Consider the following 25,425-nt stretch of genomic DNA (forward strand, 5'->3'; position numbering starts at 1 on the left):
GTTCGACCCCGTCACGGCATCACTTCTTCCCGCCAGAACACGGTATGCACCCGACCGCCTTCCACCTGGAAAACCGCCCACACGCCGTACCGCACGCCCTGCACCTCGCCGCGCGAAATGACGCGCACAAACCGCACGTCCCGCACGCTGAAGTAGGCGCGCAGCGCCGGGTTGATGCCGGTGCGCGCCAGCAGTTCATCCACGGAGCCGTACCCGTCGTCCCGCGTGCCGGTGACGCCGTCCAGACCCGCCCGCCCCTCGATGATAGCATCCGCCTCCCACTCGGCAATCCCGGGGATCGTCATCAGCACCTCGAACGACGCGGTGTTCGCGTTGATGCGACCATCACCCCAAGTGGTCAGCCACTGCGCAATGCCGAGCATCGGCTCGCCGTCCGGTCCCGCACCGCCAAACAGAATCTCCTCGGTGAAGCCCTTCACGAGCAGCAGCTCGTCAATCGTGTCGATCGGCCCGTTTTTCACCCGGTAGCCGCGGTCCCGATAGAACGGATCATCGCTCTCGGCGCCGTTCGGTTTCGCGTTGTCGTCCGCATCGATCCAGTCACCCGCGCACGCGATCAGTTCCTCCCACAGGTCCTCCGGCACCTGCGCCTGTCGGAGCAGCTCCCGCCACTCGAGCGGCTGCAGCCGGTTCACGTTGCGGCGGCCTCCCTCGGGCAGGATGTCCAGCCGAAAACGGCCCTCGCCCATCTCGTGTTCGAGGCCGCTGACGCCGACGCCGCGCGCCAGCAACATCGAGTTCAGATACACCGGGTCCTCGTCGAGCGATTCCTCGGCGGTGGGGTCCACCCGTCGCGACTTCAGTAGCAGCATCCGCGCATACTCGGCGCCGGCACGCGCGAGCGCGGCCGCCTTCGCGCGCTTGCGGTAGTGCGAGGTGATGCCCGCCTCGATGCGCATTTCGAATGCCAGCGTGCCGACCAGCATGGAGAGAATCACCACGACCCAGAGCGCAACGATCAGCGCCCCGCCGCGGCACGAGCCGGCAGCACGTCTGTTCATCGTCGGCGCACCTCGGTGCGAGACACCGCCGTCGTCGCATAGGCCGCGACGGGGATATCCACCAGCCGACGCAGCCTCACCGGTTCGTCGCCCGGCGCTGGCGGTTCAAAGAGCAGCGTGAGCTCGACGCGGGTCGGTAGCCGGTTGGTCGCCTCCCAGACGTCGCTCCACTCCTCTCGCTCCGCATCCCAGATCCGGCAGTCGAGCCCCCGCACGCCGGCGCCAAGAAACCAGGGCTCGGGCTCCTCCATCTCGTCCTCGTCGAGAAACGGCGGCCATGCGCGCACAGCCAGCGCGGGCACGCCGTCGGGCCCGTCCTCAACCGACACGCTCAATCGGTGGAGCCCCCGCCGATACGGAGAGTCGGGCGGCATCAGCGCGGTGCCCGAGGCGACCCACGAGATGGTGTCGGCCGGATACGTATCCTCGCCGTTTTCGAGCCGGAAACCGTAACGTCCACTCGCCGTACGGAACCAGGCCGCGGAACGCAGCGCGGCGACGAGCTGGTCCATGAGGAACTCCCCCTCGTGCAGACCCTCCAACGCGTCCGTGCCGCGACGCCACGCCCGCGAGGTGCCGAGAAACGCCGCCCCCGCGATCGCGAACGCAGCGGCGAAGATCGCCAGCGCGATCAGCATCTCCAGCAGAGTGAACCCGGCCTTCTCAAAAGCCCGGCGGCGGCGGTGGACCACCATCGAAACCTCCAGGAGATGGGGGAGGAAGCCAGCGCGGCGTACGCGGCGTGCGCGGCGTAGCGACTTCGCCTCCCGCGGCCGCGCCGCCAACGGGCTCGCGGCCAGCGGTGAACGCCCGACCCGCACCAGCGCGGCCCGAACCCGGCGGCGGCCGCACCGGCGCGCCACCGCGCCGCTCCGCGCCGCGCCCGAACGCCTCTCGCAGAAAATCCCGAACCGCGCGCGGCATGCGCTCTGCGGCCCGCGGACCCCCTCCGCCAGGCACACCAGGCTGCGCGGGTGGCTCACCCGGACCGGCGGCCCCGTTTCGCGGGTCGCGGCCGTCGCGCCGGCCACGCCCGCCCACCGGCGCCGGCGCCCGCAAGCCACCACCCACCGCCCCGTCGGCGCCTCCCGTTTCGGCGTCCATCGCCTCCGCGTCCGGTGCGACGCCGGCGGTCTCAGTTGGCGCATAGGCGCCGGTGACCACTTCCTCATAGGACTCCCGCCCGCGCTCGCTCCATCGCAGCCGGGTGCGGATCACGTAGTAGTCCGTTTCCTCCCCCATCAGATCCAGCATTGGCTCGACCGAACGTTCCCACGTGTAGGCGTCGTACGGCGGATCAAAACCGCCGCTCTCGACCGTCCCGGCCGCCTCGGCAAGGTCCAGAATCGGATTTTCCAGCTCGACGATGTCCAGCAGGTGGCGCGCAGTCGCAAGGTTCCGCGCCCTTCGGACCACGCCCAGCGCCTGTCCCGCCGCCGCCACCAGCACTGACAGCGCAATGCCGAGGATGGCGATCGCCAGCAACGTCTCGATCAGCGTCAGCCCCCTGCGCGATCTGCGGCTGCGCCCGCCCCGACGAACTCCCCACCGCACGGTCATCGAGGCCCCTCCACGATCTGCGCGCGCCCGGTGAGGCCGTTCACCTCGATCGTTGCGCGGTGACCGCGATCGTCGCTCAGTTCCACCGCAAAGGGGTCGCACATGCCGTTGGGGAGATAGTCGACCCACCAGGTCGTCTCGTGCCGTTGGAGCGGGTCCGCATCCACCCTAGACAACCGAATGCCATCCGGCAAATAGCGGTCCAGCTCGGCGGCAAGTGCGTTCGTTGGCGTAGAGAGCGAGGAGGCCGCCGCACCGCTCAGATAGAAGGCGGCCTCTCGATGGGCGCCGGAGTTCGATGGAGAGAGCGCCTCCGCGTCGGTATTCGTCGATGCATCGGAGGACTGCACGCGGACCACCTGGATGCGACCCGAACGTTCGTCGAGCAGCAACACCATGTCCGCCTGCTGCAGCACCGCCATGCCGCGCGCATACCGGTGCGCGGCCACGATCGTGCGCGCCGCGGTGCGCAACCGGTTCGAGCGGGAGGCCGCGGAGAACGCGGGAATCGCCAGCGAGAGCGACAGCAACGCCAGCACGACGACCATCAGCAGCTCAATCAGCGTGAAGCCGCTCGCCGGCCGCACGCGATCAGGGCGACGTCGCCGTGTCCGAAACCCAGTTGCCAATATCATCCGCGCTTTCGACTCCGTCCGGCCCCAGCGAGTAGAGGTCGTAGCTGCGCGGATTCCGCTGACCGGGGTACACGTACACATACGGCCGGCGCCACGGGTCGTTCGGCAGTCCCTTGGTCAGGTAGGGCCCGTTCCAACGATCGCTGCCGGGTGAGGTGACCAGCTCCTGCAGCGAGCGCGGAAATTCCCCCATGTCCATTTCGTACTGCGCCAGCGCGGTGCCGATGTTCTCGATCTCCGCCCGCGCACGCGTGATCTCCGCACGCCGGGTGTGTCCGCTCAGCTTCGGCAGAGCGATGCCCGCGAGAATCCCGATGATCACCACGACCAGCAGGATTTCAATCAGCGTGAAGCCGCTCTTCCGGCGGCGATTCGGCCTGTGATTCGCCTTCATGCGCTCGTCTCCATGGCCTCTGCAACGCAGTCTACCGCGTTTTCCAGCCAGGGAACAGGGCGGCGCGGCCCGCCCGCGCACACCACGGGCGGCCGCGCACTTGTCGCCAGCCGGCGATCACCCCCGCGCGGCTCACTCGGACAGGTCAGCACGGAGCGCACCGCCAGAGGCCGCACGGAGGCCGTTCGTCATGCAGTCACCGGAGGCGATCGACCACCGATCCCGACCGGCCACATCCACAAACAGGGTCGCGGCGCCGCGTGAGGCGCGGCCGGGATGATTGCGCAGCTCGTAGACATCGTCGCCCGCGAGCTCGACGAACGCGCTCCAAGAACCGATGTCGGCCAGCGCCGGACCGTCCCCCGCGGCCAACCGGTATTCGTCGTCGCCGCCGTTGTCGAGAAAGAGGCCCACCGTACCATCCCACGCACAGCCGGCCGCGTAGGTCGGGCCGGTGGTCGCATAACGGTCGCGGCCCTCGCGGTCCACGCAGAGGGCCACGCCCGCGTGCGCACCGGCGCCCAACCCGTAGCGCGCACAGGTCCATTCGTCGTCGCCACCGCCGTCCATTGCCACACCGATCCCGAAGTAGTAACCGCACCCGAGCGCAAAGTTGGAGGCCTCGTAGCGGTCGTCGCCGGCGAGGTCCATCACGATGCCCAGCCCACCCGCCAGCGCGAACGCCGCATGCTCACGTGGATCCTGCGAGAGCACGCGCCGGCCCAGCCCCAGGCCGAGGCCGAATGCGTCATACTGAAAGCCCGGATCGCCCGGCCGGGCGTTCGGACGCTCGGACGCGTTGTAGCCGCTCGGCACCGCAAAGCCGCAGCGGTAGCGGTCGTTGCCGTCGGTGTCCACCAGCGCGCCCACCCCAGCGGCCGCCCCCAAACCCATCGCAAATGCCTGCGCGCCGTACCGGTCATTCCCACCGAGATCCAACCACAGACCCGTGCCGGCTACACCGACGCCGATCGAAAAGGCGGTCGCGACCACAACGTCGTCGCCCGCAACGTCGTAGACAACGCCGAGCCCACCTGCGCCCACCCCTCCGCCCCCCGCCCCCAGCTCGTAGTGGTCGGCGCCGTTGAGATCCACCAGCACGCCGATGCCGAGCCAGCCGCTGCCTAGACCACGATCTTGCGCCACATACCGGTCGCATCCGTCGAGATCCAGCACCATTGCAACCGGCCGGCCCGCCACCGCGGCCGCGACCGGCCCGACGTACTCGTCGTCACCCCCCACGTCCACAATCAGCGCAGCGTCCGGCACATTCTCGTAGCGGTTGGCCCCTGCTCCGCCGACCAAGACCCGACCGTGCGGCGTGGAGAGGTCGAGCAGCACGGCTCCCCGCACGCCCGAGCCGGAACGCTCTGTGGCGCTCGCGCCACTCCACGCCGCCCAGATCCGCGCCACGGATGCGGACGAGGCGAGGGACGCCAGATGGGCCAGCGCCACCTCGAACGCGGGCCACCGGATGGAAGCAGCCAAACGGACGAATGCCGCGTCGTTCTGCAGCTGTGCGCGCGTGTCCTCCCGGACCGGCAGCTGGGGACGGTAGCCGCCGATCAGCCGCGGCGCCCACGCGATCATATGCCGGCGCTCCGCCGGCGGCAGCGGGGCGAGCGCCTCCTCCACCGCGGCCGCGGCGGCAGCCACGGTGGCGGCCAGCCACGCCGCCGTTTCCGCGGCCGTCGCCGGAGGCGGAACGGCCGCCGGCGCCGCGGACGGAGGCAGTCCCCTTGCGCCCCCCAGTCTCCGAACCGCAGCGAGGATCTTTCGGTCGTGATCACCCCGGGTCGCAGCCTCCGCAAGACGCAGTCCCACCTCCTCCACGGCGGCCAGGCCCGCCCAGCGATCGGCCACCACCGCTTCGTGCAGCGCAAGCCGTCCGAACGCCGGCATCCGGCCGGATTCCGCCACCGAAGCCACCGCGGTGACCACCGCCTCTGAAATCCAGGCACGCTCCAGCGGTTCGGCGAGCGCGCGGGCACGGTGGACACTGCCGGTGGGCTCCGGGGCCGCGATCGCGGCGCAGCCCAACAGCCACGCGCCAAAAGCTGCGCTGCAGCTATGCCGGCTCATTGCGGCACCACGGCGCGAAACCTGACTTCGTGGAGCCCAGTCGCCGCGCGCCATTCCGCGCCACCATCGGGGGTTTGCGTCACATCGAGCAACTCGCCGGTCGGGCCAGTGACGCGCGCGACCGGCGCAGAGGCCCACAGGCGGATCCGCAACGGTCGGGCGAACGCGAGCTCCGCGCGCGCCGGCCGGCCATCGCGCCATTCCAGCGCCGCGGTCACGCCGCCACGCGCCCGCAGACCGCGAAAAGCGCCCTCGGCCCATGCGCTCGGCAGCGCCGGCAGCAGCAGCAGGTCGGCCTGATCGTACGACCCCCCGGCCGGCCATCGGGATTGGAGCAGCATCTCGCAGATCGCCGCGGTGATGCCGTAGTTGCCATCGAGCTGCATGGGGGGGTGATTGCCGAAGAGATTGTTCAGCGTGTTGTACGTCAGCAGATTGCGCAGCATCTCGTGAGCCCGCTCGCCCTCGCGCAGCCGTGCCCAGAGTGCGCCGCGCCACGCCCACACCCATTCGCGGCGGCTGTCCCCGGTCGTTCCGCGCGCCTCCAGGGAAACGCGCGCCGCGCGCGCCCACTCCGGCGTTTCCTCTAGCGAAATCCACGAGCCCGGGAACACCGCGAACAGATGTGACGTGTGACGGTGCCGGTCGTTGGGATCGTCGCGGTCCACGCGCCATTCCTGAAGCTGCCCCCACCGGCCGATTTTGGGCCGTTCGAGCCGGTCCCGCACGTCGCAGAGCCGCTGGCGGAAGACGGGATCGTCGCCGAGAAGCTCGCTCATCCGAAGCGCAAAGCTGAACAGCTCCCACACGATCTGTTGGTCGTGCGCGACACCATCCTCGACCGGGCCGTGCTCGGGCGACCATCCTTCCGGCACGACCAACGTGCCATCCGGCAGCGCTTTCAGGCGGTCAAGCCAGAACTCGCAGATTTCGCGCGCGACCGGCCAGGCGATCTCGCGGAGAAAATTCGTGTCCTGCCCGAACGCAAAGTGCTCCCAGAAGTGCAGCGCATACCACGCGCTCGAGGGCAGATTCCACTTCCACCCATGACCGCCGAAGATGTTGTGCGAGGTGCGGGCGGTCCAACCTCGCACGTTGCCGAACGCGGCGCGGGTCGCGGCACGGCTCGGCTCCCGTATCGCCAGCACCAGATCGAAAAACGGCAACGCGCACTCCGGCAGGTTCGCCGGCTCCGCGGGCCAGTAGTCCATTTGCACGTTGATGTTCGAGTGGTAGTCGGAGTGCCACGGCGGATTGTTGCTGTCGTTCCAGAGCCCCTGCAAGTTTGCGGGCAGTCCCGGCCGCCGGGACGACGCCATCAGCAGATACCGCCCGTACTGGAACAGCAGCATTTCGAGCTCCGGGTCCGCGGCACCGGCGCGGTAGCGCTCGAGGCGACGATCCGTGGGCAGCGCGCGGATCTCCGCCGGTGTCTCGCCCCAGCGGACCGCGACACGATCGAAGAGCGATCGGTGGTCCGCAACATGCCGCCGCCGCAGCTCATCCCAACTGCGCGCGGCCGTGGCTTCCAGCTGCGCGGCCAGGCGCGGCGCCGGCGGCGCACCCCGCCACCCGCGGCCAGGATCCATCGCATAGTCGGTGCCGGCGGCGAGCAGCAGCCGGAGCTCATCCGCGCCCGCGACCACGAGCGAGTCGTCGCGCACGTCCATCCGCCCGCCGCTGGCGACCGCGCGCAGTCGCGCTTCATAGCGGAGCGCATTCGGCAGCGTACCGGCGAAACGGAGCTCGCCGGACAATGGGCCCATCGCGTGCGCGGTGGTCGTTTCTTCGTGTGCGCCCCGCAGCCGGATCCGCGCGTTCACCGCGCCGGGGCGATCGGCCGTCCATCGCCACGCGATGATCTGATCGGGATGGCTTGCAAAGGCCTCCCGACGATGGCGGATGCCGTCGCGATCGAACTCCACGATGTGAACGCCTTCGTCGAGCCGCAGCGTGCGCCGCACCGGCGGGCGACGGTCCGGCAGTAGCTGGATCTCCGCCATCTGCAATCGCGCGTCCCCCCGGGGCGGCTCGAACACGAAGCGATACCATTGGCCAACCGCCGGCGTCGAAAGCCGGAACTGCAAGGTGTGATGACGCCGTGCAAACGGTGCGGCGTTCGTGCGCCGATCGATCAGCGTCCACTGCCGGCCGTCGGTCGAGCCCTCCAGCGTCCAGACGCGAGGATCGCGGGCGGGCACGTCGTTTGCGCTGGTGATCGCATACGCGGTGACCGTGTGGGCGGAGGCCAGCTGCAGCTCCCAGACCACCGGCCGCCCACCGTGCTCCACGCACCACTTCGTTGCGGGGTTTCCATCGACCGAACTGGCCACGTCCTCATGGGCATAAAACGGCCGGTGCCCGCTCGAACAACGGACGTTGACCTCCGCTCCATCCTCCCTTTCGATCCACACCTCGCCAAAGTTCTGATAGGCGCCCATCGTTGCATAATCACCGGAGGGGTTCTGATCGCCAGTCCAGAGGCTGTCCTCGTTGAACTGCACGCGCTCGGTGGCGACTTCGCCAAACAGCATCGCACCCAGCCGTCCGTTGCCGATCGGCAGCGCTTCTGACGCCCATACCCGCGCCGGCCGATCGTACCAGAGCGCCCACTCGGCTTGCGCCGCTGTCACCAGCACCCCACACACCGCCGCGGCCCGCCAAGATGAGAACGAACGAGTCATCTGGCTCATCTTCGCCCGCATGTCGGCCTTCTGCCAAGCACCACCCCGCGGCCATCCCTCACCCGGGCAGGCGGCTCCCCGGCGGCCCCTCCCAACCCCATGCTCAGCGCCGGTGCATCCTCGCCAAAGGGCAGTTCAATCACCTGCCCGTTTCGCCATCCCGCTCAAGCCAGATCCGCGGAAGCGAGGGGTCCAGCCACAGCACGCCGTCTGTGGTGCGCGTGGCATATCGCCCGTCCAGACGGCGATCTGGGAGGTCCGGTAACATATGCGCCACCACCTGCGCAAGCTCCCGCGGCCGCGCAGCCAGCCCCTCCAGATGAACCGTCCGGCCACGACCGACCCCCCGGGTCGCCGCCGCAACGGCCTCGTCCGACACCTCCCGGACCACCGACACCGCGCTGGCCGGCGTTCCGCCTCCCGCGAGCCGTCGCCACACCACCTGCCGCACTTCAACGCCCAGCTGCCGCGTGTCGGAGGAGCCCGAGACCTCGGAGGGTCGCCATACGGAACAGCGCAGCTCCAGCTCGGCGAGCCGGCCCCGCGCGATCGGGGCTGACACTTCGAAGTCGACCACCCGCAAGCCCGGCTGGTTGACCGCTGCAACCCTCCGCCCATCCACCAGTACTTCGACTGGCCCCTCCTTGAGAGCCGGCGCGGGCACGTGGAGCTCGATTGCGCCGCGACCCGGCGTGCCCGGCTCGGACGGTACCCTCACGACCGCGCGCCGGCCTGTCCAGCGGCACGTGCCCTCCCCGCGCCTTTCCGGGCCGTGCCAATCGCCTTCGAGCCACGGGCTGTCCGACCCCGAGCCAATGTCCAACCGCCACTGATCCGGCACTGGCCCCTCGAGGCGCGGCTCCACGAAACGCGGCGGTGCGCCGGTGAACTGCACCAGCATCCGGGCCCGCCACTGCGCCAGATCGTACAGCCGTGATCCCGGCGGGCGCCCTGTACGGGTCGCGACGAGCAGCAGGCCGCCATCCCGCACCCAGCGCTCGATTTCGTCCGCGACCGCCGGTTCGATCACCTCCGCCTCTGCAACCAGCAGCGCGGAATACCCGCGCAGATGTCCATCGCTCACTGTCAGGCGGGTCAAGTGGTCGTGGTCCGCGACGTCGCGCAGCTCGCGCGCAATCGCCCGCAGGCGCTCGTTCGCCGCCGGATCCAGCGCCCAGGTCTCGCGCGGCAAATACAGCGCCAGCTCCGTGCGCGGTGTCCGCGGCGCAAGCATCGGCACCCACCGCCGAAAGAGCTCCATCGCGGTTGCGTCGGCGACGATGTTGTCCGCATACGCGTGAAGCTGACGCGCACCGGACGCGGTCGCGTTGTAAATGCGTGCGACGTTACCCGTCGCCGAGACGTTTCCGGCCGGCTCGAAACCGCAGAACGTCCGATACGCCCGTGTCGCGGTGGCGACCTCGCGGGTCAGCGTGAAGTCCTGCGCGTAGTCGCCACTTTCGTTGGTGATGCGGATACCGATCCCCAACCGTGCCATCGCCTTCGCCTGGGCGGTGAAGTCGGCCCCGAGCACTGGGTCACCCCCCCCACCAGTGCACAGGTAAACCGGCAGGTCCGGAAAGTGTCGCCGGACGATCTCGGCCCACCGGACACACCAGTCCGTCATCGCCTGCTGATACCACTCCACAAAGTCCGCGCGCGCACGGTCCGACGGCGCACGATCGGGAAGAAATGTCGTCACCTGCTCAAACGAATCCAGCGCGGTCCCCCAGGCGTGGTTCAGCGCTGCGATTTCGCGGTAGCGTGCCCGCATCGCAGCACGGAACGCGGCAACTGCGTCTTCGTCGGCCGCCCACCAGCCCGTGTGATTGTGGTAGGGACCCGTCAGCCGAGCGGTCCAGCCCCCCTCCGGACCGGCAGGGTAGATGCTCTCCCCGTAGATGCCGGTGATGCCGAGCAGCAGCGACTCGAGGGTGCCGCGGGACCGATACCGCTGCGCAAACGCGGCGATGAACCGCTCGATCTGGTCTGGCAGATGAGGGTTGAACAGACTTTGGACACGACTTTCACGCTGGTGTTCCAGACATCGGTAGAACCGGGATGCCGACGACTGCTGAAACCACAGCGGCGTCGCGTAGGCGGGCCCCGCGATCAGAAACGGCACCCATCGCAGGCCCGACGCCTCGAGCGTAGCCAGCTGGGCATCCCATCGGGACCAGGTCCATCGCCCGGGCGAGGGCTCGACGCCGGCCCAGTCCACGTAGCTCTCCACGCTCGAAACGGAGAGCGCCCGATAGACGGCCGCGTCATCCCGGCCAGCATCATTGCCGAACGTCAACTCCATGCCGGGCGGGCGGACCGCGCGCGGCAGCACCGGGGGCGGAGCGTCGGCCCCGGGGGGCGGTGAGGGATGAAGCTCCACCGCCCGCACCGCAATGCCGGGGGCGCAGAGCCGGAAGTCCGCGCGGTGGTTCTGCCCCCCCCGAAGCGCCAACGCCGGCATCGGAAACACAAGACGCCGCCACTGCCGCGTACCGGTAAGCCAGCGGGTCTCGGGCGACTTCGCGTACCGGTCCGCCGGGCCCGCGTCGGAGGGCGCCCGGTCGTACTGCAGCGCGATGCCGGCGATTCGGTCGTCGTACACTTCAAACACGGCCCACGCATCCACCGGCCCGTTCGTCCATGCCGGATGCGTGACGCGGATGTAAACGTAGCGCGACGAGCCGCCGCTCAGCCGTCGCACCGCCACCCCCTCCACAACGTCCGCTTCGTGCACGCCGTCGCCGGCCGACGGCATCACGAGACCTGGCTCGGCGGTGTCCGGCACCTCTAACGAAAGGCGCAGCAGGGGACGCGACGAGCCCGCCGTCGCCGACGCGACGGAGACAATCATCACCGCCACGACCCGCCGCACGGTCTGAAGCTTCATGCGCCCAGTATGGCACGGCGCCACGCGAATATCCCCTGCCGGTCGGCTACGGGATCGGCCCGCTCCGAGGGCCCCAAACGGCACGGGCGCCGCGCGACATTGCCGCGCGACGCCCACGCGAACCAGGCCGCGGCCCCCGTCCGTCTCAGCGGAAGAACAGTGGCGGGACGTTCTTCAGCACCGGCGCAATCACGAGCGAAACCACGCTCATCAGCTTCATCAGAATGTTCAGCGACGGACCCGCGGTGTCCTTGAACGGATCGCCGACCGTGTCGCCCACCACCGCAGCCTTGTGCGCGGGCGACCCCTTGCCGCCGTGCGCACCGGCTTCGATGTGCTTCTTTGCGTTGTCCCACGAGCCGCCGGCGTTGGCCATAAACAGCGCCATCATGACGCCCGACGCGGTGACGCCCGCCAGCAGCCCGCCGAGCATCTCCTTGCCGAAGAGAAAGCCCACCGCGACCGGAGTGATCACGCCCAGCAGCGCGGGCGCCGTCATCCGGCGGATGGCTGCGGCGGTCGAAATGTCCACGCAGCGCGCGTAGTCGGCGCGAACGCCCGGCTTACCCTCCAGCAGCCCGGGGATTTCGCGGAACTGACGGCGCACCTCCTCCACCATCGAGAGCGCGGCCTGCCCCACCGCTTGCATCGCGAAGGCAGAGAACAGGAACGGCATCATCGCGCCGACCAGCAAGCCCGCACAGACCTTCGGGTTCATCACATCGATGCTGCTGAGGCCGACGGTCTGCCCGTACGCGGCGAACAAGGCCAGCGCGGTCAACGCGGCGGAGCCGATCGCAAAGCCCTTGCCAATCGCGGCGGTCGTGTTGCCGCACGCGTCCAGCTTGTCGGTGCGCTGGCGCACCTCCTTCTCAAGGTGCGACATCTCCGCCACGCCGCCGGCGTTGTCCGCGATCGGCCCGTAGGCATCCACCGCCACCTGGATGCCCGTCGTCGCGAGCATGCCCAGACCCGCAATCGCGATGCCGTACAGACCGGCCACCTGGTACGCCACCACCAGCGCGGCGGCCAGCACGACCGTCGCATAACCGGTCGACAGCATCCCGTTACCCAACCCCGCGATGATGTTCGTCGCGGCGCCAGTGTTCGAGGACGCTGCAATTTTGTTCGACGGGCCTTTCCCCTCGGCCGTGTAGTACTCTGCGAGCAGCCCGATCATCACCCCCGCAGCTAGTCCCGCGACCAACGCATAAAAGATGCCGATGCCCTGGTGGGTCGCCTCGCCGCCGAGCGAGAAGCTCGCCGGCGCAAACCGCTGGATCACAAAATACGAGACCACCGCGGTCGCGATCGCGGCCGCAAAGGTACCCATGTTCAGCGCCGTCTGCGGATTCCCTCCCTCCTGGGTCTTCACGAAGAACGTACCGCTGATCGAGAACACGATGCCGACGCCGGCCAGCAGAAACGGCAGCATCACCAACGACACCGCATGCTCCGCGGCGGCGGCACCCAGCACCATCGCGGACACGATCGCGCCGATGTACGACTCAAAGAGATCCGCCCCCATCCCGGCCACGTCGCCGACGTTGTCGCCCACGTTGTCCGCGATCACCGCCGGGTTCCGCGGATCATCCTCCGGAATCCCCGCTTCCACCTTGCCCACGAGGTCCGCGCCGACGTCCGCCGCCTTCGTGTAAATGCCGCCACCAACGCGCGCAAAGAGCGCGATCGAGCTCGCACCCATCGAGAACCCGGCGAGCACCGGCAGCACGGTGGACTGCAGCGTCGCAGCCTCGTGACCGAACACCCGCAGGTAGATCATCGCGAGGATCGAGAGCCCGAGCAGCCCTAGCCCGACCACGCACATCCCCATCACCGAGCCGCCCGCAAACGCCACTTCCAGCGCGGGCGAGAGCCCCTTGCGCGCCGCGTTCGTGGTCCGCGTATTCGCCGCCGTCGCCACCCGCATGCCGAAGAAGCCCGCGAGCGCCGAGCACGCCGCGCCCACCACAAACGACACGGCGACCAGCCGCACCGGGCCCTTGTTGATCGCGGCAAGCACGGCCGCCACCACCACCACGAAGACCGCCAGCACCTTGTACTCGCGCGCCAGAAACGCCATCGCGCCCTCGCGCACTGCCGCGCCGATTTCGCGCATCCGCTCGGTACCGGGATCCAGTCCGTTGATCCAGGTCGTCTTCCAATACGCGTACAGCAGGGCCAGAACTCCGCAGCCGGCTGCTGCCCAGAGTGCCGTTTCAATGTTCACGTTCGCCGCCTTTCTGTTTACGTTGTGCGGTCGGCCGACGACCGCCCGAACTGAAAAAAAGACCGCCACAGGGTAGGCAACGCGCCCGCGCGGGTCAAGCCGCTTGCGCCCCCAGCCCCTCGAGTGTTCACTCAAAGGTGCAGCTCAAGCCATGAGCTTTTCGATTTGCTGGTTGCTGGTGTGCGCACTCGCGGCCGCTCAGGGGCCGGCCCACGCCGGTTCCCCGGTGCCGTCTCCGCCGCCCGCGCGGACGCCGACCGGTGCCTTCGAGCTCGAACTGCCGGACATGCACTTCCGCCAGGCGCCACTGGCGGAGATCCTCGCGTGGATCCGCGATCGCAGCCGCGAAGCCGACCCGGAAGGTGTCGGCGTGAACTTGATCCTGAAGGACGACGCCGCCGGCACGCTGGGCGCGATGCGCCTCACGCTGCGACTCACGCGTCCAACCGTCCGTCAGGCTCTCGAGCTGCTGGCCACCACCGCAGGGCTCTACATCCGACGCGAGCGCAACGTCGCAGTGATCGAGCGCTCTCGTGCCGGCCCACCGTCGCGCTGAGCCCGCCGCGGCCGTCCCTGGCCGCGCCGTTGTTCCCGACCCGGGGCCTCTGCGTCCGGCCTCGTGCAGCGCAGATCTTGCCCGAGGGCCAGCAGTCACCTCCCGCGAGGTGAGGGCCGGCCGAATATCGCAACCGCGCGACTTTTTCCAATCGATGGACACCGCAGGTCATCGGTCCTCCAAAGATTGGACCCCAAAACCCGTTTCGTGCTGCGCGCCCGGCCTGCCACTTCGCGCAGAGGAGAGGCCCAGCGCTAGACCCCCGTCACCCGTATGGTCGCCGCCATTCCCCGCGCGCTTCGCCCACCCCGCCCGACCGCCGTAGCCTCACTCACGACGGTCGAAACCCACCTCTCTTACCTCCTCCACGCGCCCATGCGAATGGAGCACCGGCTCGTCTCACGCAACAGGGCCGAAACTCTCAACCGCACACGGCGGACGGGCGGTTGCGCATACGGCTCGCCCGCTACAGAGCACCCCGAGCCAGTCGTCTGCAGGAGGCCGCCGAGCCCCCTCAGGTGGATTCCGCCAGCGCGCGGTTCATCCGCTCGATCGCCTCGTCAATTTCCGCGCGGCTCTTGAACCCGATCGTGATCGCGTCCACCTCCGGCAACGACATCGCAAAGCGGATGGACTTTTCGCGATCGGCCGGGTCCCGGAAATCGCCATTGCCGATGATCTTCATGCCGATCACGCCGTGGCCGTTGCGGCGCATCACGCGGAGCTGCTCGAGCACCGGCGCGATGTCCGTGCCCTGCGCGTCCCAACGGGGTGTCGGCCCGTCAATGTGCCGCGCCTGCGGATTGATGCGCACAAGGTTCACCTGAACCCACTCCGACTCCGCCGCGACCTTCAGCGCCGGCAGCGCGTGACACGACACACCCTTGCAGAGAACCCGCCTTTTCGACTGTGCCTCGTCGATCGCGTCCATCAGGCGCTTCTGATCGTCCGTCCACGTGTGGGTGACCTGGCAGTGGACCAGCAGGCAGTCAAGGTAGTCGGTTCGATAGACGCGCAGCAGGTTTTCGATTTCCTCAGCGGGTTTCTCGGGTTTGCCGCCGATCTTCGTCAGCAGAAAGATCTTCTCGCGAGGCAGCGGCGCGATCGCCTCGGCAATCCACGGCAGCGTTCGATAGCTTTTCGCGCAGTCGAAATAGGTGATGCCGCGCTCGAACGCGTAGCGGACGAGGTCGTTGAACGCCGACTGGCCAAGGTCAAACTGCACGCGGCCACCATTGGAGCCGGTGCCCATGCCGAGTCGGCTGATGCGCAGCCCCGTTGTGCCGAGCGGAACCAGATCGGTGGCCGTCCGCCGGGACGCTGCCGCCGCAGCGGCGGAAGTGGCGGCGAGCGCGGCGGTCTGCGTGAGAAAGCGGCGGCGGCTCCACTGGAGGTTCGGATTCATCACTCGCTCCTTTCGCCGGCTCCGGCCGGTTCTGTTGAGCGCCACCGACCCAGCGCGAGCGTGCAGCCCATCAGCATCGCCATCAGAATCAGCACGGTGCCCGTGCCAAAGTTATACTCGACCACACCGTTGAGCAAGAGGGCGATCGCAGCCGCGAAAATGCCGCGCCCCAGCGCAGTGGGTGGCGCTCCGGCCACCGAGCCGCGGTGAACGTCACCGGCAGCGCGAACCAGCCAGTGAACCATCCATCCGCACCAGACGACGAGGCCGGCCCACCCGGTTTCCAGCAGCACCTGCAGCGCGTTGTTGTGCACATGGCTCAGTTTTGTCTCGATACCGGGGACGTGATGTCGCAGCTCATAGTTTTTCATCCCGCCGTACCCCAGCCCAAAGGGATAGCCCCGGCCATTGATCTCCAAAATGCGGGGCACGGCGCTCGTCCACAGCTCCCATCGCCCACCACGCCCGAGAAACTGTCGCGGCGCGTCACAAACGCGCGAGCGCACTGGCGGGCAGCACAGTAGCGCGGCGACGCCCACCAGGACGGCCGCGGCCACGCGCGGACGAAGCCGGCACCCCGCCGCGAGCAGCGCAAGAAGCCCTCCCGCCGTGGCCAGCCACACGCCCCGTTTGAAATGCAGCACAACGCCCGCCGCGTTGCTGATCCATCCCAGCGCCGCCGCACGACGCGGCCCCCTCCAGGCACCCGTTGTGCAAGCGGCCAGCACCAGCAGCATCGCCACCATGTGAAACTGTGGGGTACGCATGCTGCCCTGATGGTAGATCCAGAACAACCAGTCCACCCCTGGGGGCACCTGCAGGATTGCCCGGCCCAGGCGCACAAAATGGAGAGCTAGCGCGACCGCGCAGCCGCCCAGCAATGCCCAAACCAGGCGCCACAGGGCCGCCTCTCGCTCCGCCGGCGAGTCGGGCAGAGAATCCGGAACCGCCGCCAGTAGCAAAAACCAGGCGGCCCGGTGCAGCTTCGGCAACGAGACGGCCGGACGCCAGCCGAAGACCGCACTCAGCGCGGCCACCACCCAAAACGCAAATGCCCAAGCCCACAGCGGCTCGCGAAGCCACCAGCTCGAGCGCCGCCGAACCGCGGTCCAGGCCCATCCCGCAATCGCGGCCACCGCCGACGCCTGCGCCGCCGCGATCGAGACCGGCAGCCAGAACATCACCGCCGCCAGCGCCAGCCGCACAAATCCCGACACGCCCGCGGTCCGGCAACCTTCAAACCACTGCTGAACGATGGGCGGCCCCTTCATCGCGCGGATTCTGAAGGCAGCCAGAGGCACAACGCAACCCACCCCGCTTCAGCAGCCACGGCCGCATCGTTTGCTCGCAACATCCGCGCCGGCGGCCGTACCCCTCGCGAGGATACGTCAGCCCACTCGGTTTGTCGGGACCCGAGCCCTACGTGCGGACTCGGCCTCCCTTCCGCCCGCCGTTCGTGCCCCTGAAACGCCGCCCCCCCGCGTTCTCTCCGGCGCCCCTCCACCGGCGGGGCTAGATCACCTCAACCATCACATCGTCTTTCGACTTTTCGGTGGGCTTTTCCTCGACCGCAATCGGCTGATAGGTCGGCAGGAACCGGTAGTACACCATCAGGCTCAACGCCGAGAACGTTGTGCCGTACACCTTGCCGTAGTCGACCTCCTCCTTGCCAGTGGACACCCAACTGCCATCCTCGTTTTGATTTTGCACCATCTCCCTCGCGAAGGTGTTGTTCCACCGGTCCCACGTGCCGCGCCCCTTGTGAAACATTGCCTGCGTAATGTAGTACCACGAATACAATGGCCTCGTCGTTCCCTCGGGAGCTTTGTAGTTCGGAACATGCTGCTCCAGCGTTTTCAGCGCCCCCTCGACTTCCGGCGAGGACGCATGCCCGAGCAACTGCAAGCACAACGTTCCAATCCCGGTACAGGCCAGCGTCGGATTACTCCCCTCCGCCTTGCCCGGCTGTGGCGCATACCGGAAACGCCCTTGTTCCGGGATGTAGTTCATCTTGAAGCCGTTCGCACAACGCTGTAACGCTTCGGCCAGACCCGGCACGTCGGCTCCGGCAATATACGCCGCTTTCATCGCCTGCGCCTGCCACCCGGCCACCGAGGTGTCCCGCCGGCCATTCTTCTCATAGCCGTAGGTAAAGCCACCCGTGTCCTGCATGCCCCGAATGATCCTCTCAATCCCTTTTTCCATCGCCGTTCGCAGCGACGGGATTCTTGTCAGCGCATACGCTTCCGAAATCGCATACACCGCAATACCGTTCGCATAGGAGTTGCCGTCGAAGCTGCCATCTTCTTTCTGCTTGCTGATCAGAAACTTGATCGCACGGTCCACCGTCGGGCCGTACCGCTCGGAGGTCGCCGGGGTCTCGCCGTGGGCAAGAAAACACAAGAGTCCCAGACCTGTCATCGCCACCGCGTTTCTCGAACCTCCCTCGTTCAACCACGAGCCGTCCTGAAGCTGGTGGTTCTTCAGCCACTCCAGGGCCTTGATCACTGCCTGCTCGGTTTCCCCTGCAAAACGCCGATTGTACTTACTCAGCGCGCTCATCCGGCCCGAAGCGGTGCGTCCAGCCAGCAGCCCCTTCATGATCAGGGGGCTCTGAACGTCGGACGAAATGTCCAGCGCCGCCAGCTCATCATTCGGCGTGTTCGCGGTGGGCTGATCCATCTCCGGCGGCTGTTCCGCCACCATCTCCGCCTCCGGCGGCTTGATGTCCACCTCGATGTCCTGAAGCTGCTCGAGCTCCTTTTTGAACTCCTCCAGCTTCGACTCCTCGGGCTCGATGACCTGAACCTCGATTTCGGCCCGCTCGATCTTCTGCGGCGTGATCACCAGGTTGATCAGAAAGATCACTACGATGATGTGCAGAATCACCGAGCCAGTGGGCCCCCACAAATGATCAATGATCAGCTGAAGGCGCGGGTCTAGTCTCCGCCGGGGTTTCTCTTCCGCAGACGCGGTCTCGACGGGATTCGGTTCACTGCTCATGGCCATCACTCCTGTCGCCGTCTCTTCTTCACGCCAAACTCACAAGTTGGACGCAGCCCCGCTCTGCGATCCTGTCGGTCCCCGGCCGCGAAGCTCGGGAGCTGCCGCATCAGCACCCAACATAGCCCCACCGACTGCCGCGATGCAACCGGTACCCGTCCCCGAGGGGCGGCCGTCCCACCGGAGAGCTGCGGCGCCCATCGGACCTGGAGGCGCGAAGGCAGAGGGGCTGGTCGCCAGCAACGTCCGCGCGTGATATACAACGGCATCGGGAACCACTGGGATGATCTTGGACAGGTTTCGTCTGGACGGACGGGTGGCGCTGGTGACGGGCGCCTCGCGAGGGTTGGGGCGGGCGATGGCGCTGGCGTTGGCCGAGGCGGGCGCGGATGTCGCGGCGCTTGCAACGCGCGACTGCTCGGAGACCGCGGAGAGCATCCGCCGGCTCGGCCGCCGTGCCGAGGTCCTCGCGTTCGACCTGGCCAGCCGCAGTGCGCCGTCGGCGGCGGTGCGAGAAACCTTGGAACGGTTCGGCCGGCTGGACATCTTGGTGAATAACGCCGGCATCATTCGGCGGGCGCCGTTTCTGGAGGTCACTGAGCGCGACTGGGACGACGTGCTGGCGGTGAACCTCACCGCCGCGTTTCTGCTGAGTCAGGCCGCCGCCCGGCACATGGTCGAGCGCCGGTCCGGCAAGATCATCCACGTGGTTTCGATGTTGTCGTTTCAGGGCGGCATCCGTGTTGCGCCATACACCGCGGCGAAAAGCGGGCTTCTCGGGCTCACTCGCATCATCGCCAACGAGCTTGCCCCGCTGGGCATTCAGTGCAATGCGATTGCGCCCGGCTACATGGCGACGGACAACACCGCGCCGCTGCGCGCCGACGAGCGTCGCAACGCGGAGATTCTCGCCCGGATTCCCGCCGGCCGCTGGGGCGTGCCGGAGGATCTGGCCGGCGCGGTGGTATTTCTGGCCTCGTCGGCGTCCGACTACGTCAACGGCGCCGTGCTGGCGGTGGACGGCGGCTGGCTTGCGCGGTGAGCCGCACGCCTCCCAGCACGCGACCGTCGCGCAGAGGCTGAGGACGGAGGACTCCACATGACCGTTCGATGGTTGAGCCTGGCGATGAGCGCAGCGATCACCGCCGGCGGCGCGATTCCACCGCCGGACGACCTGACCAGCCGCTGGATGATGACGCTGTCCCGCGTGCTCGACGGTGGCCCCCCGGTGTACGACGTCGCGTTCGTGCTCGCGGACGCGCTGCCCCGCCACGAGCGGCGGTTCACCGAGTTCAGCGGCGACGTCTCCGGCCGCTTCATTGAGGCGCTCGTCGTGGTGGAGCGCCACCTCGGTCAGAAGTTTCCAATCCTCGACGAGGTCGTCGCCCGGCTGCCCGCCGCGCAGAAACCGGAGGGTTTCTTCGGCGACGCATTTCCGGAAGGTCCGATCCGGCCGCAGCCGCACATGGCGCTGCTGTGGGGCAACGGGCGGCTGCTGATTGGTCTGGCGGAGTACGCGCGGCTTCGCGGTGATGCCGCCGCGCTCGCCTGCGCGCGGCGGCTGGCCGACTTCATCGTCGCGGTCGCACCGCGCCTGAACAACGACGTGGTGATGGAGGAGTTTTCGGGCGACCAGCATGCGGTCGGCTACATTTGCTGGACCCAGATCATTGAGGGGCTTGCCGCGCTGCACGAGGCGACGCGCGAGCCGCGCTACCTCGACGTCGCCCGCGAGATGGCCCGTCGCGTCCGGCTGCACGAGGGCCAGCACAGCCACGGCCTGTTGACGTCAGCCCGCGGCATGGTGCGGCTGGCCGCGGTCACCGGCGAGACCGAGTGGCTCGCCCGCGCGACCAGTCTGTGGCACCGCGTCCTGGCCACTGGCAACCTGCTGGCGCCGCACGGCTGCATTCCCGAGGCGTTCCGGCCCATGGTGATGCGCGACGAAGGCTGCTCGGAGGCCGACTGGGTGCGGCTTTCGCTGGCGCTGTGGCAGGCGACCGGCGAACCCGCCTATCTGGACGCGGCGGAACACACGCTGTTCAACGAGTTTTCGATGAACCAGTTTTCCACCGGCGACTTCGGCCACCGCACCATTTCGCCCGATGGCATGGGCGGCGCGGTGCTGCGCGCGCCGAAAGGCGGTGCGACCAACGTGGCCTTTTCCGCGGTCAGCATCGCCCACGGCTCTGCCCGCGCGTGGTGGTGCTGCACACTGCACGGCCTACGCACATTCCCGGACGTCGCCGCCGCGGTGTTTCGGTCGGAGGGCGGCGCGCTCTACTACGATTTGCCGTTCAGTGGCGAGGCAGTCGCCTCCGGGCTGGTGGTGCGCGCCCGCTCCACGCTGCAGCGTGACGCGACCTGCCGGCTCGAGGTCGTTGAGTCCGACGGGCGCGAACATCTGCTCGGCATCCGGGTTCCGCCGTGGGCGGAGGACCTGGAGATCAGCCTCTCGCCCCCGGGGGCGGCGGAAGGAGCCGGCGCCTGGCGCACGCTGCACCGCGTCTGGCGCGCGGGCGACACGATCACCATACGGTACCGTCTCCGCACGCGGGCGGTGCCGCATCCGGAGCGCAAGGATGTAGTCGCGTTCATGGTGGGACCGTGGGTGCTCGGCGTGGAACCGTCGGGCAGTCCGTCCTGGTTCGACGAACCGCGCCATCGGAACCGGATCCTCGTGGAGGGCCTTCCGAACGCGCCGGTCCTGCCGAGCGCGCCGGACGAGGCCGTGCGTCGCAGCCCGCGGCTCGCGGCTCCTGTCGCGTACCGCGGACTGCCATTCCGACCAGGCGGCTACCCGGTCCAGCCCCAGCTTGCGTGGTTGCGCCCGATCGCCGAGCAGACGGGCCTGCGCGACGACACCGAGTGGGTGTACTGGTTCACGTTCGAACCGCGCTGAGCTACCCCACCCCCACACTAAACGGCCGGCCCGCACGTTGTGCGAGAGAAGGAACAGCCGGCCGATGAAGCGACGACTGGCTCTGGCGATCGCCCTGCTCTGCCCTCTGAACGGAACCGCGGCCCCAAAGCCGAACGTCGTTTTCATCCTCGCCGACGATCTGGGTTGGAGCGACCTGCGATGCCAGGGATCGGGGTTCTACGAAACGTCCGCGATCGACCGGCTGGCGGCGGAGGGGATGCGCTTCACCCACGCCTATACCGCCGGCCCGAACTGCCAGCCGACCCGCGCGGCGCTGATGAGTGGCCAGTACGGCCCACGCACCGGCATCTACACCGTCGGCGGCACCGACCGGTTCGACACCTCGATGCGGCCGCTGGTGCCAGTGGAGAACGTGCAACGGCTCAATCCCGCGATCGTCACCGTGGGCGAAGCGCTGAAGGCGGCCGGCTACCGGACCGGCTACTTCGGCAAATGGCATCTCGGCGACGGTCCGGAACATCATCCCGCCGCGCAGGGCTTCGACGAGGCGATCACCTCGATGGGGCGTCACTTCGCGTTTCGCACCACTCCCCCCACCAACGTCCCCGCGGACGTCGAACTCGCGGACTTTTTGACCGACCGCGCCGTCGCGTTTCTGGAGCAGCACCGGGACCATCCCCTGTTTCTGGTGCTGGCGCACTTTGCGGTGCACGCACCGCTAGAGGCGAAGCCGTCGCTGATCGAACGGTTTCGCGGTCGCCCGCCCGTTGGTGGTCACCATCACCCGGTGTACGCGGCGATGATTGCGAGTCTCGATGAGAGCGTCGGCCGCGTGGTCGCGACGCTCGCGCGGCTGGGGCTGGACCGCAACACGCTGGTGATGTTCTCCAGCGACAACGGCGGCGTGGGCGGCTATGCGCGGGAGGGGCTCGGCAAGGAGGACATCACCGACAACGCGCCGTTGCGACACGGCAAGGGCTCGCTCTACGAGGGCGGGGTCCGCGTGCCGTTCATCGCGTGGTGGCCCGGCCGAATCCCGGCGGGCACCGTCTGCGACACGCCGATCATCTCGGTGGATCTCTACCCCACGCTTTGCGCGCTCTGCGGCGCACCGCGCCCGCCCGGCCAGCCGCTGGACGGTGTGGACATCTCCCCGCTCTTCTTTGGCGGCACGATCCCGCCGCGCGCGCTCTTCTGGCATTTCCCCGGCTACCTCGGCAGCGGCCGCAACCTCTGGCGCACCACACCGGCCGGCGCGATCCGCGAAGGGCCGTGGAAACTCATCGAATGGTTTGAGGACGGCCGCGTCGAGCTGTACAATTTGGCGTCCGATCCGTCGCAGTCGCGCGATCTGTCCAGTGTGGAGCCGCAGATCGCGCGGCGGCTGCGCGAGCAGCTGGCGGCCTGGCGGCGTGAGGTCGGCGCGCCAATGCCCGCGCGTCGTGCCCCCACCAGCGAGACCGCAGCTCGTCCGCAGTCAGAGGAACGCGGCGCATCGGTCGGACGGCGACGGGGGCGGCTGCGGCGCTCCGCAGACAGCCGTCCGGGGCGCCGCCCGTTTGGCTGACTTCCGGAGGTTCGACGATGCTGCCGTTTGTGTACCGGAACCCGACCGAGATCCTGTTCGGCGAGGGAATGATCCGCGAGATCGCCTCGCGGTTGCCCGGCGACGCCGCGGTGCTCTGGGTGTATGGCGGCGGATCGATCCGCCGCAACGGCGTCTACGATCAGACGCGCGAGGCGCTCGGCGCCCGCCGTTTCGTGGAATTCGGCGGCATCGAGCCGAATCCCGAGTACGAGACCTGTCGGCGCGCGGTGGAGGTGGTGCGACGCGAGCGGCTCAACTTCGTTCTGGCCACTGGTGGGGGCTCCGTGCTCGACGCGGCAAAGTTCATCGCGGCGGCGGCGGTGTTCGAGGGTCCCGACCCGTGGGACATCCTCCGCAGCCGTGGCGACATCGTCCGCGGCGCACTGCCGCTGGGCACCGTGCTGACGCTGCCGGCCACCGGATCCGAGGCGAACGGCAACTCGGTGATCTCCCGCCGCGCGACGCGGGAGAAGCTGTACTTCACTTCCGACCACGTCTTTCCGCGCTTCTCCGTGCTCGACCCGGCAACGACCCGGACGCTGCCCGCCCGCTACATCCGCAACGGCATCGTCGACGCGTTCGTGCACGTCACCGAGCAGTACGTCACCCGGCCCGCCGCCGCGCCGCTGCAGGACCGTCTCGCCGAGGCCATTCTCTCAACGCTGATCGAGGTCGGGCCGCGCACGCTCGCGCATCCGGAGGACCGGGATGCGCGCGCCTCATTCATGTGGAGCGCGACGCTGGCGCTGAACACACTGATCGGTTGCGGCGTTCCGCAGGACTGGTCCACCCACATGATCGGCCACGAGCTGACTGCGCTCTACGGCCTGGACCACGCCGAGACCCTCGCGGTGATCCTGCCCGGCGTCTGGCGGCACCGCCTCGCGGCGAAACGCGCAAAGCTCGAGCAGTACGGCCGGCGGGTCTGGTCGGTGCTGTCCGCCGAGGACGCGATCCGCAAGACGGAGATGTTCTTTGAATCCATCGGCATGCCCGTTCGACTGGGCGCGTACGGGGTGGACGCGGAAAGCGCCGCCGAGGAAATCGGGCGGCGGTTCCGCGAACAGCAGGCCGCCTACGGCGAGGACGGCGACGTGGACGCGGATGCCGCCGCCGCGATTGTGAGGTCCCGCGCATGAGCGCGGTGCACTTCGGCTGTCGCGGACGCCGGATCGGAGCTGCGCACACGTGAACAGCCGCCCGACCACCTCGCCGTCGGTTCCACCCCACAGCGTGGTGCGTCCCCATCATGTTCACATTCCGGCCTGGGCGTTTCTGGTGCTGGCGGCGCTCGCGGTCGCACCGTGGATCTGGTTCGCCCTTCGGCAGCCCATGGCGCGGCTGGACAATCCGCCGCCGCGCCCGTTGCCGGCCGCACCCGCGCCGCCGCAACTGGAACGCCGCGTGGGGCCATGGGGCGAAATGGAAAGCCTCGAAATCATCCTGATGCCCACCGAGGAGCTCATCCCGGCCGGCTGGTCCGAGCCCCGGCCGGTCGAGTGGTCCTTCGCGGGTTTCACCGTCGAGCGGCTCGCCGAGTGGTTCCGCGGGCTGCCGCTGTCGGCGACGCACCGTGCGGAGCTGCTGGATATGTCGCGCTGGCGCGCAACGCCGGAGACCGTGATTGTGCCAGTGTCGGACGAGGTGGTGCTCGATCTCGATCCCGCCGCCCGCATCGCAATCAATCGCGTGTTGGCGCGCGACGAACGCAACGCCAGCCACAGCAGTCCGTGGTCGCTGCGCACCAACCTGTGGGATGTTGCGTGTCAGACCGCGGGCATCTCCGCGGAATCCCGCAGGCGACTGGAACGGCTCGCCTATTACGGTGGCCATCGGCTGTTCATCTCCGACGTGTTCGCGGTGCTCAACCAAACAACTTCGCGCGAGGAAAAAGTTCGGATCGTGCGCCTGACCTCCTCCGCCTCCGCGCACCTGCTGCATCTTCGCATCCGACCGGACAGCGATCTGAACGCGCTGGTGCTCTACTGGGCCGGTCGCGGGCGGCGAAAGGACCTGCGGCCGATTTTCGAGGCGCTGAAGGCGCTGCCGGGCGGCGGCACGCTCGACATCAGCCACCTGCTGCCCGCGTTCGCCCGCCAGCGCGTGTTCACGTATCCACACCCCGCACAGAGCGCGGACGGGGTCCGGCGCGACTGCCACTGGACCACTCTGAACTTCTTCTCCGTGACGCCGGATGACCGATTTGGCGATTCCTCGTTCGCGCAGCAGTACATCATCGATCACTACTACCCCGTCGGGGAAGCGCCGCAGTTCGGCGACGTGATCTTCTTCACCCGCACCGACGGTTCGGTCGTGCACTCCGCCGTGTACCTGGCCGCCGACTACGTGTTCACCAAAAACGGCGACACTGTGCGGCAGCCGTGGACGATCATGGAGCTTCGGGACCTTCGCGAGCTGTACTCGATCCTGGCGCCGGACGGCCTCCGGGTGCAGTTTTGGCGCAACCGCGACTACGAAAACTGAGCCCGTTG

Annotated in this window: 18 protein-coding genes; 6 read left to right on the plus strand and 12 right to left on the minus strand. The window is 68.4% G+C overall.

The window, feature by feature from the left end; translation table 11 throughout:
* Positions 1-11: 11 nt before the first annotated feature.
* The 9 genes from N2652_01545 to N2652_01585 all read right to left on the minus strand — a co-directional run bounded on the left by N2652_01545 (position 12) and on the right by N2652_01585 (position 13,497).
* Positions 12-1,022: a general secretion pathway protein GspK gene (locus N2652_01545; GenBank protein MCX7817887.1), complete on the minus strand. Its 1,011-nt coding sequence runs from the start codon at positions 1,020-1,022 to the stop codon at positions 12-14.
* Positions 1,019-1,717, minus strand: coding sequence for a prepilin-type N-terminal cleavage/methylation domain-containing protein (locus N2652_01550; GenBank protein MCX7817888.1), 699 nt, complete (start codon positions 1,715-1,717; stop codon positions 1,019-1,021). The genes N2652_01545 and N2652_01550 overlap by 4 nt, the downstream gene beginning before the upstream one ends.
* On the minus strand, positions 1,686-2,582 hold the full coding sequence (locus N2652_01555) for a type II secretion system GspH family protein (protein MCX7817889.1): 897 nt from the start codon (positions 2,580-2,582) through the stop codon (positions 1,686-1,688). Before N2652_01555 ends, N2652_01550 begins: the two co-directional genes overlap by 32 nt.
* Positions 2,579-3,169, minus strand: coding sequence for a prepilin-type N-terminal cleavage/methylation domain-containing protein (locus N2652_01560; protein ID MCX7817890.1), 591 nt, complete (start codon positions 3,167-3,169; stop codon positions 2,579-2,581). The genes N2652_01555 and N2652_01560 overlap by 4 nt, the downstream gene beginning before the upstream one ends.
* A 4-nt stretch (positions 3,170-3,173) precedes the next feature.
* Positions 3,174-3,611 carry a type II secretion system major pseudopilin GspG gene (gspG, locus tag N2652_01565; GenBank protein MCX7817891.1) on the minus strand — a complete coding sequence of 146 codons (438 nt, stop codon included), beginning with the start codon at positions 3,609-3,611 and terminating at the stop codon, positions 3,174-3,176.
* A 132-nt stretch (positions 3,612-3,743) separates the two neighbouring features.
* Positions 3,744-5,693, minus strand: coding sequence for a hypothetical protein (locus tag N2652_01570; protein ID MCX7817892.1), 1,950 nt, complete (start codon positions 5,691-5,693; stop codon positions 3,744-3,746).
* Entirely contained in the window at positions 5,690-8,386 is a 2,697-nt protein-coding gene (locus N2652_01575) for a glycoside hydrolase N-terminal domain-containing protein (protein MCX7817893.1), read from the minus strand. Before N2652_01575 ends, N2652_01570 begins: the two co-directional genes overlap by 4 nt.
* A gap of 130 nt (positions 8,387-8,516) precedes the next feature.
* Positions 8,517-11,267 (minus strand): beta-galactosidase, encoded by a 2,751-nt coding sequence (locus N2652_01580; protein MCX7817894.1) that lies wholly within the window; start codon positions 11,265-11,267, stop codon positions 8,517-8,519.
* Between the two features lie 145 nt (positions 11,268-11,412).
* Positions 11,413-13,497, minus strand: coding sequence for a sodium-translocating pyrophosphatase (locus N2652_01585; protein ID MCX7817895.1), 2,085 nt, complete (start codon positions 13,495-13,497; stop codon positions 11,413-11,415).
* A 151-nt stretch (positions 13,498-13,648) separates the two neighbouring features.
* Here N2652_01585 and N2652_01590 point away from each other — a divergent pair, with 151 nt between their 5' ends.
* Positions 13,649-14,053: a hypothetical protein gene (locus tag N2652_01590; GenBank protein MCX7817896.1), complete on the plus strand. Its 405-nt coding sequence runs from the start codon at positions 13,649-13,651 to the stop codon at positions 14,051-14,053.
* Positions 14,054-14,567: 514 nt separating this feature from the next.
* On the opposite strand, the gene N2652_01595 is transcribed toward N2652_01590, so the two are convergent.
* The 3 genes from N2652_01595 to N2652_01605 all read right to left on the minus strand — a co-directional run bounded on the left by N2652_01595 (position 14,568) and on the right by N2652_01605 (position 18,461).
* Positions 14,568-15,458, minus strand: coding sequence for an aldo/keto reductase (locus tag N2652_01595; protein ID MCX7817897.1), 891 nt, complete (start codon positions 15,456-15,458; stop codon positions 14,568-14,570).
* Complete coding sequence (locus N2652_01600; GenBank protein ID MCX7817898.1) at positions 15,458-16,729, minus strand: O-antigen ligase family protein; 1,272 nt, start codon at positions 16,727-16,729, stop codon at positions 15,458-15,460. The genes N2652_01595 and N2652_01600 overlap by 1 nt, the downstream gene beginning before the upstream one ends.
* 241 nt (positions 16,730-16,970) lie before the next feature.
* Complete coding sequence (locus N2652_01605) at positions 16,971-18,461, minus strand: terpene cyclase/mutase family protein (protein ID MCX7817899.1); 1,491 nt, start codon at positions 18,459-18,461, stop codon at positions 16,971-16,973.
* Between the two features lie 286 nt (positions 18,462-18,747).
* On the opposite strand from N2652_01605, the gene kduD reads away from it, so the two are divergent.
* The 5 genes from kduD (at position 18,748) to N2652_01630 (ending at position 25,417) form a co-directional block, all read left to right on the plus strand.
* Positions 18,748-19,503: a 2-dehydro-3-deoxy-D-gluconate 5-dehydrogenase KduD gene (gene kduD / locus N2652_01610; GenBank protein MCX7817900.1), complete on the plus strand. Its 756-nt coding sequence runs from the start codon at positions 18,748-18,750 to the stop codon at positions 19,501-19,503.
* A gap of 57 nt (positions 19,504-19,560) precedes the next feature.
* The gene (locus N2652_01615) at positions 19,561-21,363 is read left to right on the plus strand and encodes a glycoside hydrolase family 127 protein (GenBank protein ID MCX7817901.1); all 1,803 of its coding nucleotides are present in this window, start codon (positions 19,561-19,563) and stop codon (positions 21,361-21,363) included.
* 64 nt (positions 21,364-21,427) lie between these two features.
* Positions 21,428-22,912, plus strand: a complete 1,485-nt coding sequence (locus tag N2652_01620; GenBank protein MCX7817902.1) for a sulfatase — start codon at positions 21,428-21,430, stop codon at positions 22,910-22,912.
* A 17-nt stretch (positions 22,913-22,929) separates the two neighbouring features.
* On the plus strand, positions 22,930-24,072 hold the full coding sequence (locus tag N2652_01625; GenBank protein MCX7817903.1) for an iron-containing alcohol dehydrogenase: 1,143 nt from the start codon (positions 22,930-22,932) through the stop codon (positions 24,070-24,072).
* Positions 24,073-24,121: 49 nt separating this feature from the next.
* Positions 24,122-25,417, plus strand: coding sequence for a hypothetical protein (locus N2652_01630; GenBank protein ID MCX7817904.1), 1,296 nt, complete (start codon positions 24,122-24,124; stop codon positions 25,415-25,417).
* Positions 25,418-25,425: the final 8 nt, after the last annotated feature.

The organism is Kiritimatiellia bacterium (assembly GCA_026417735.1).
Lineage (GTDB): Bacteria > Verrucomicrobiota > Kiritimatiellia > PWTM01 > PWTM01 > CAACVY01.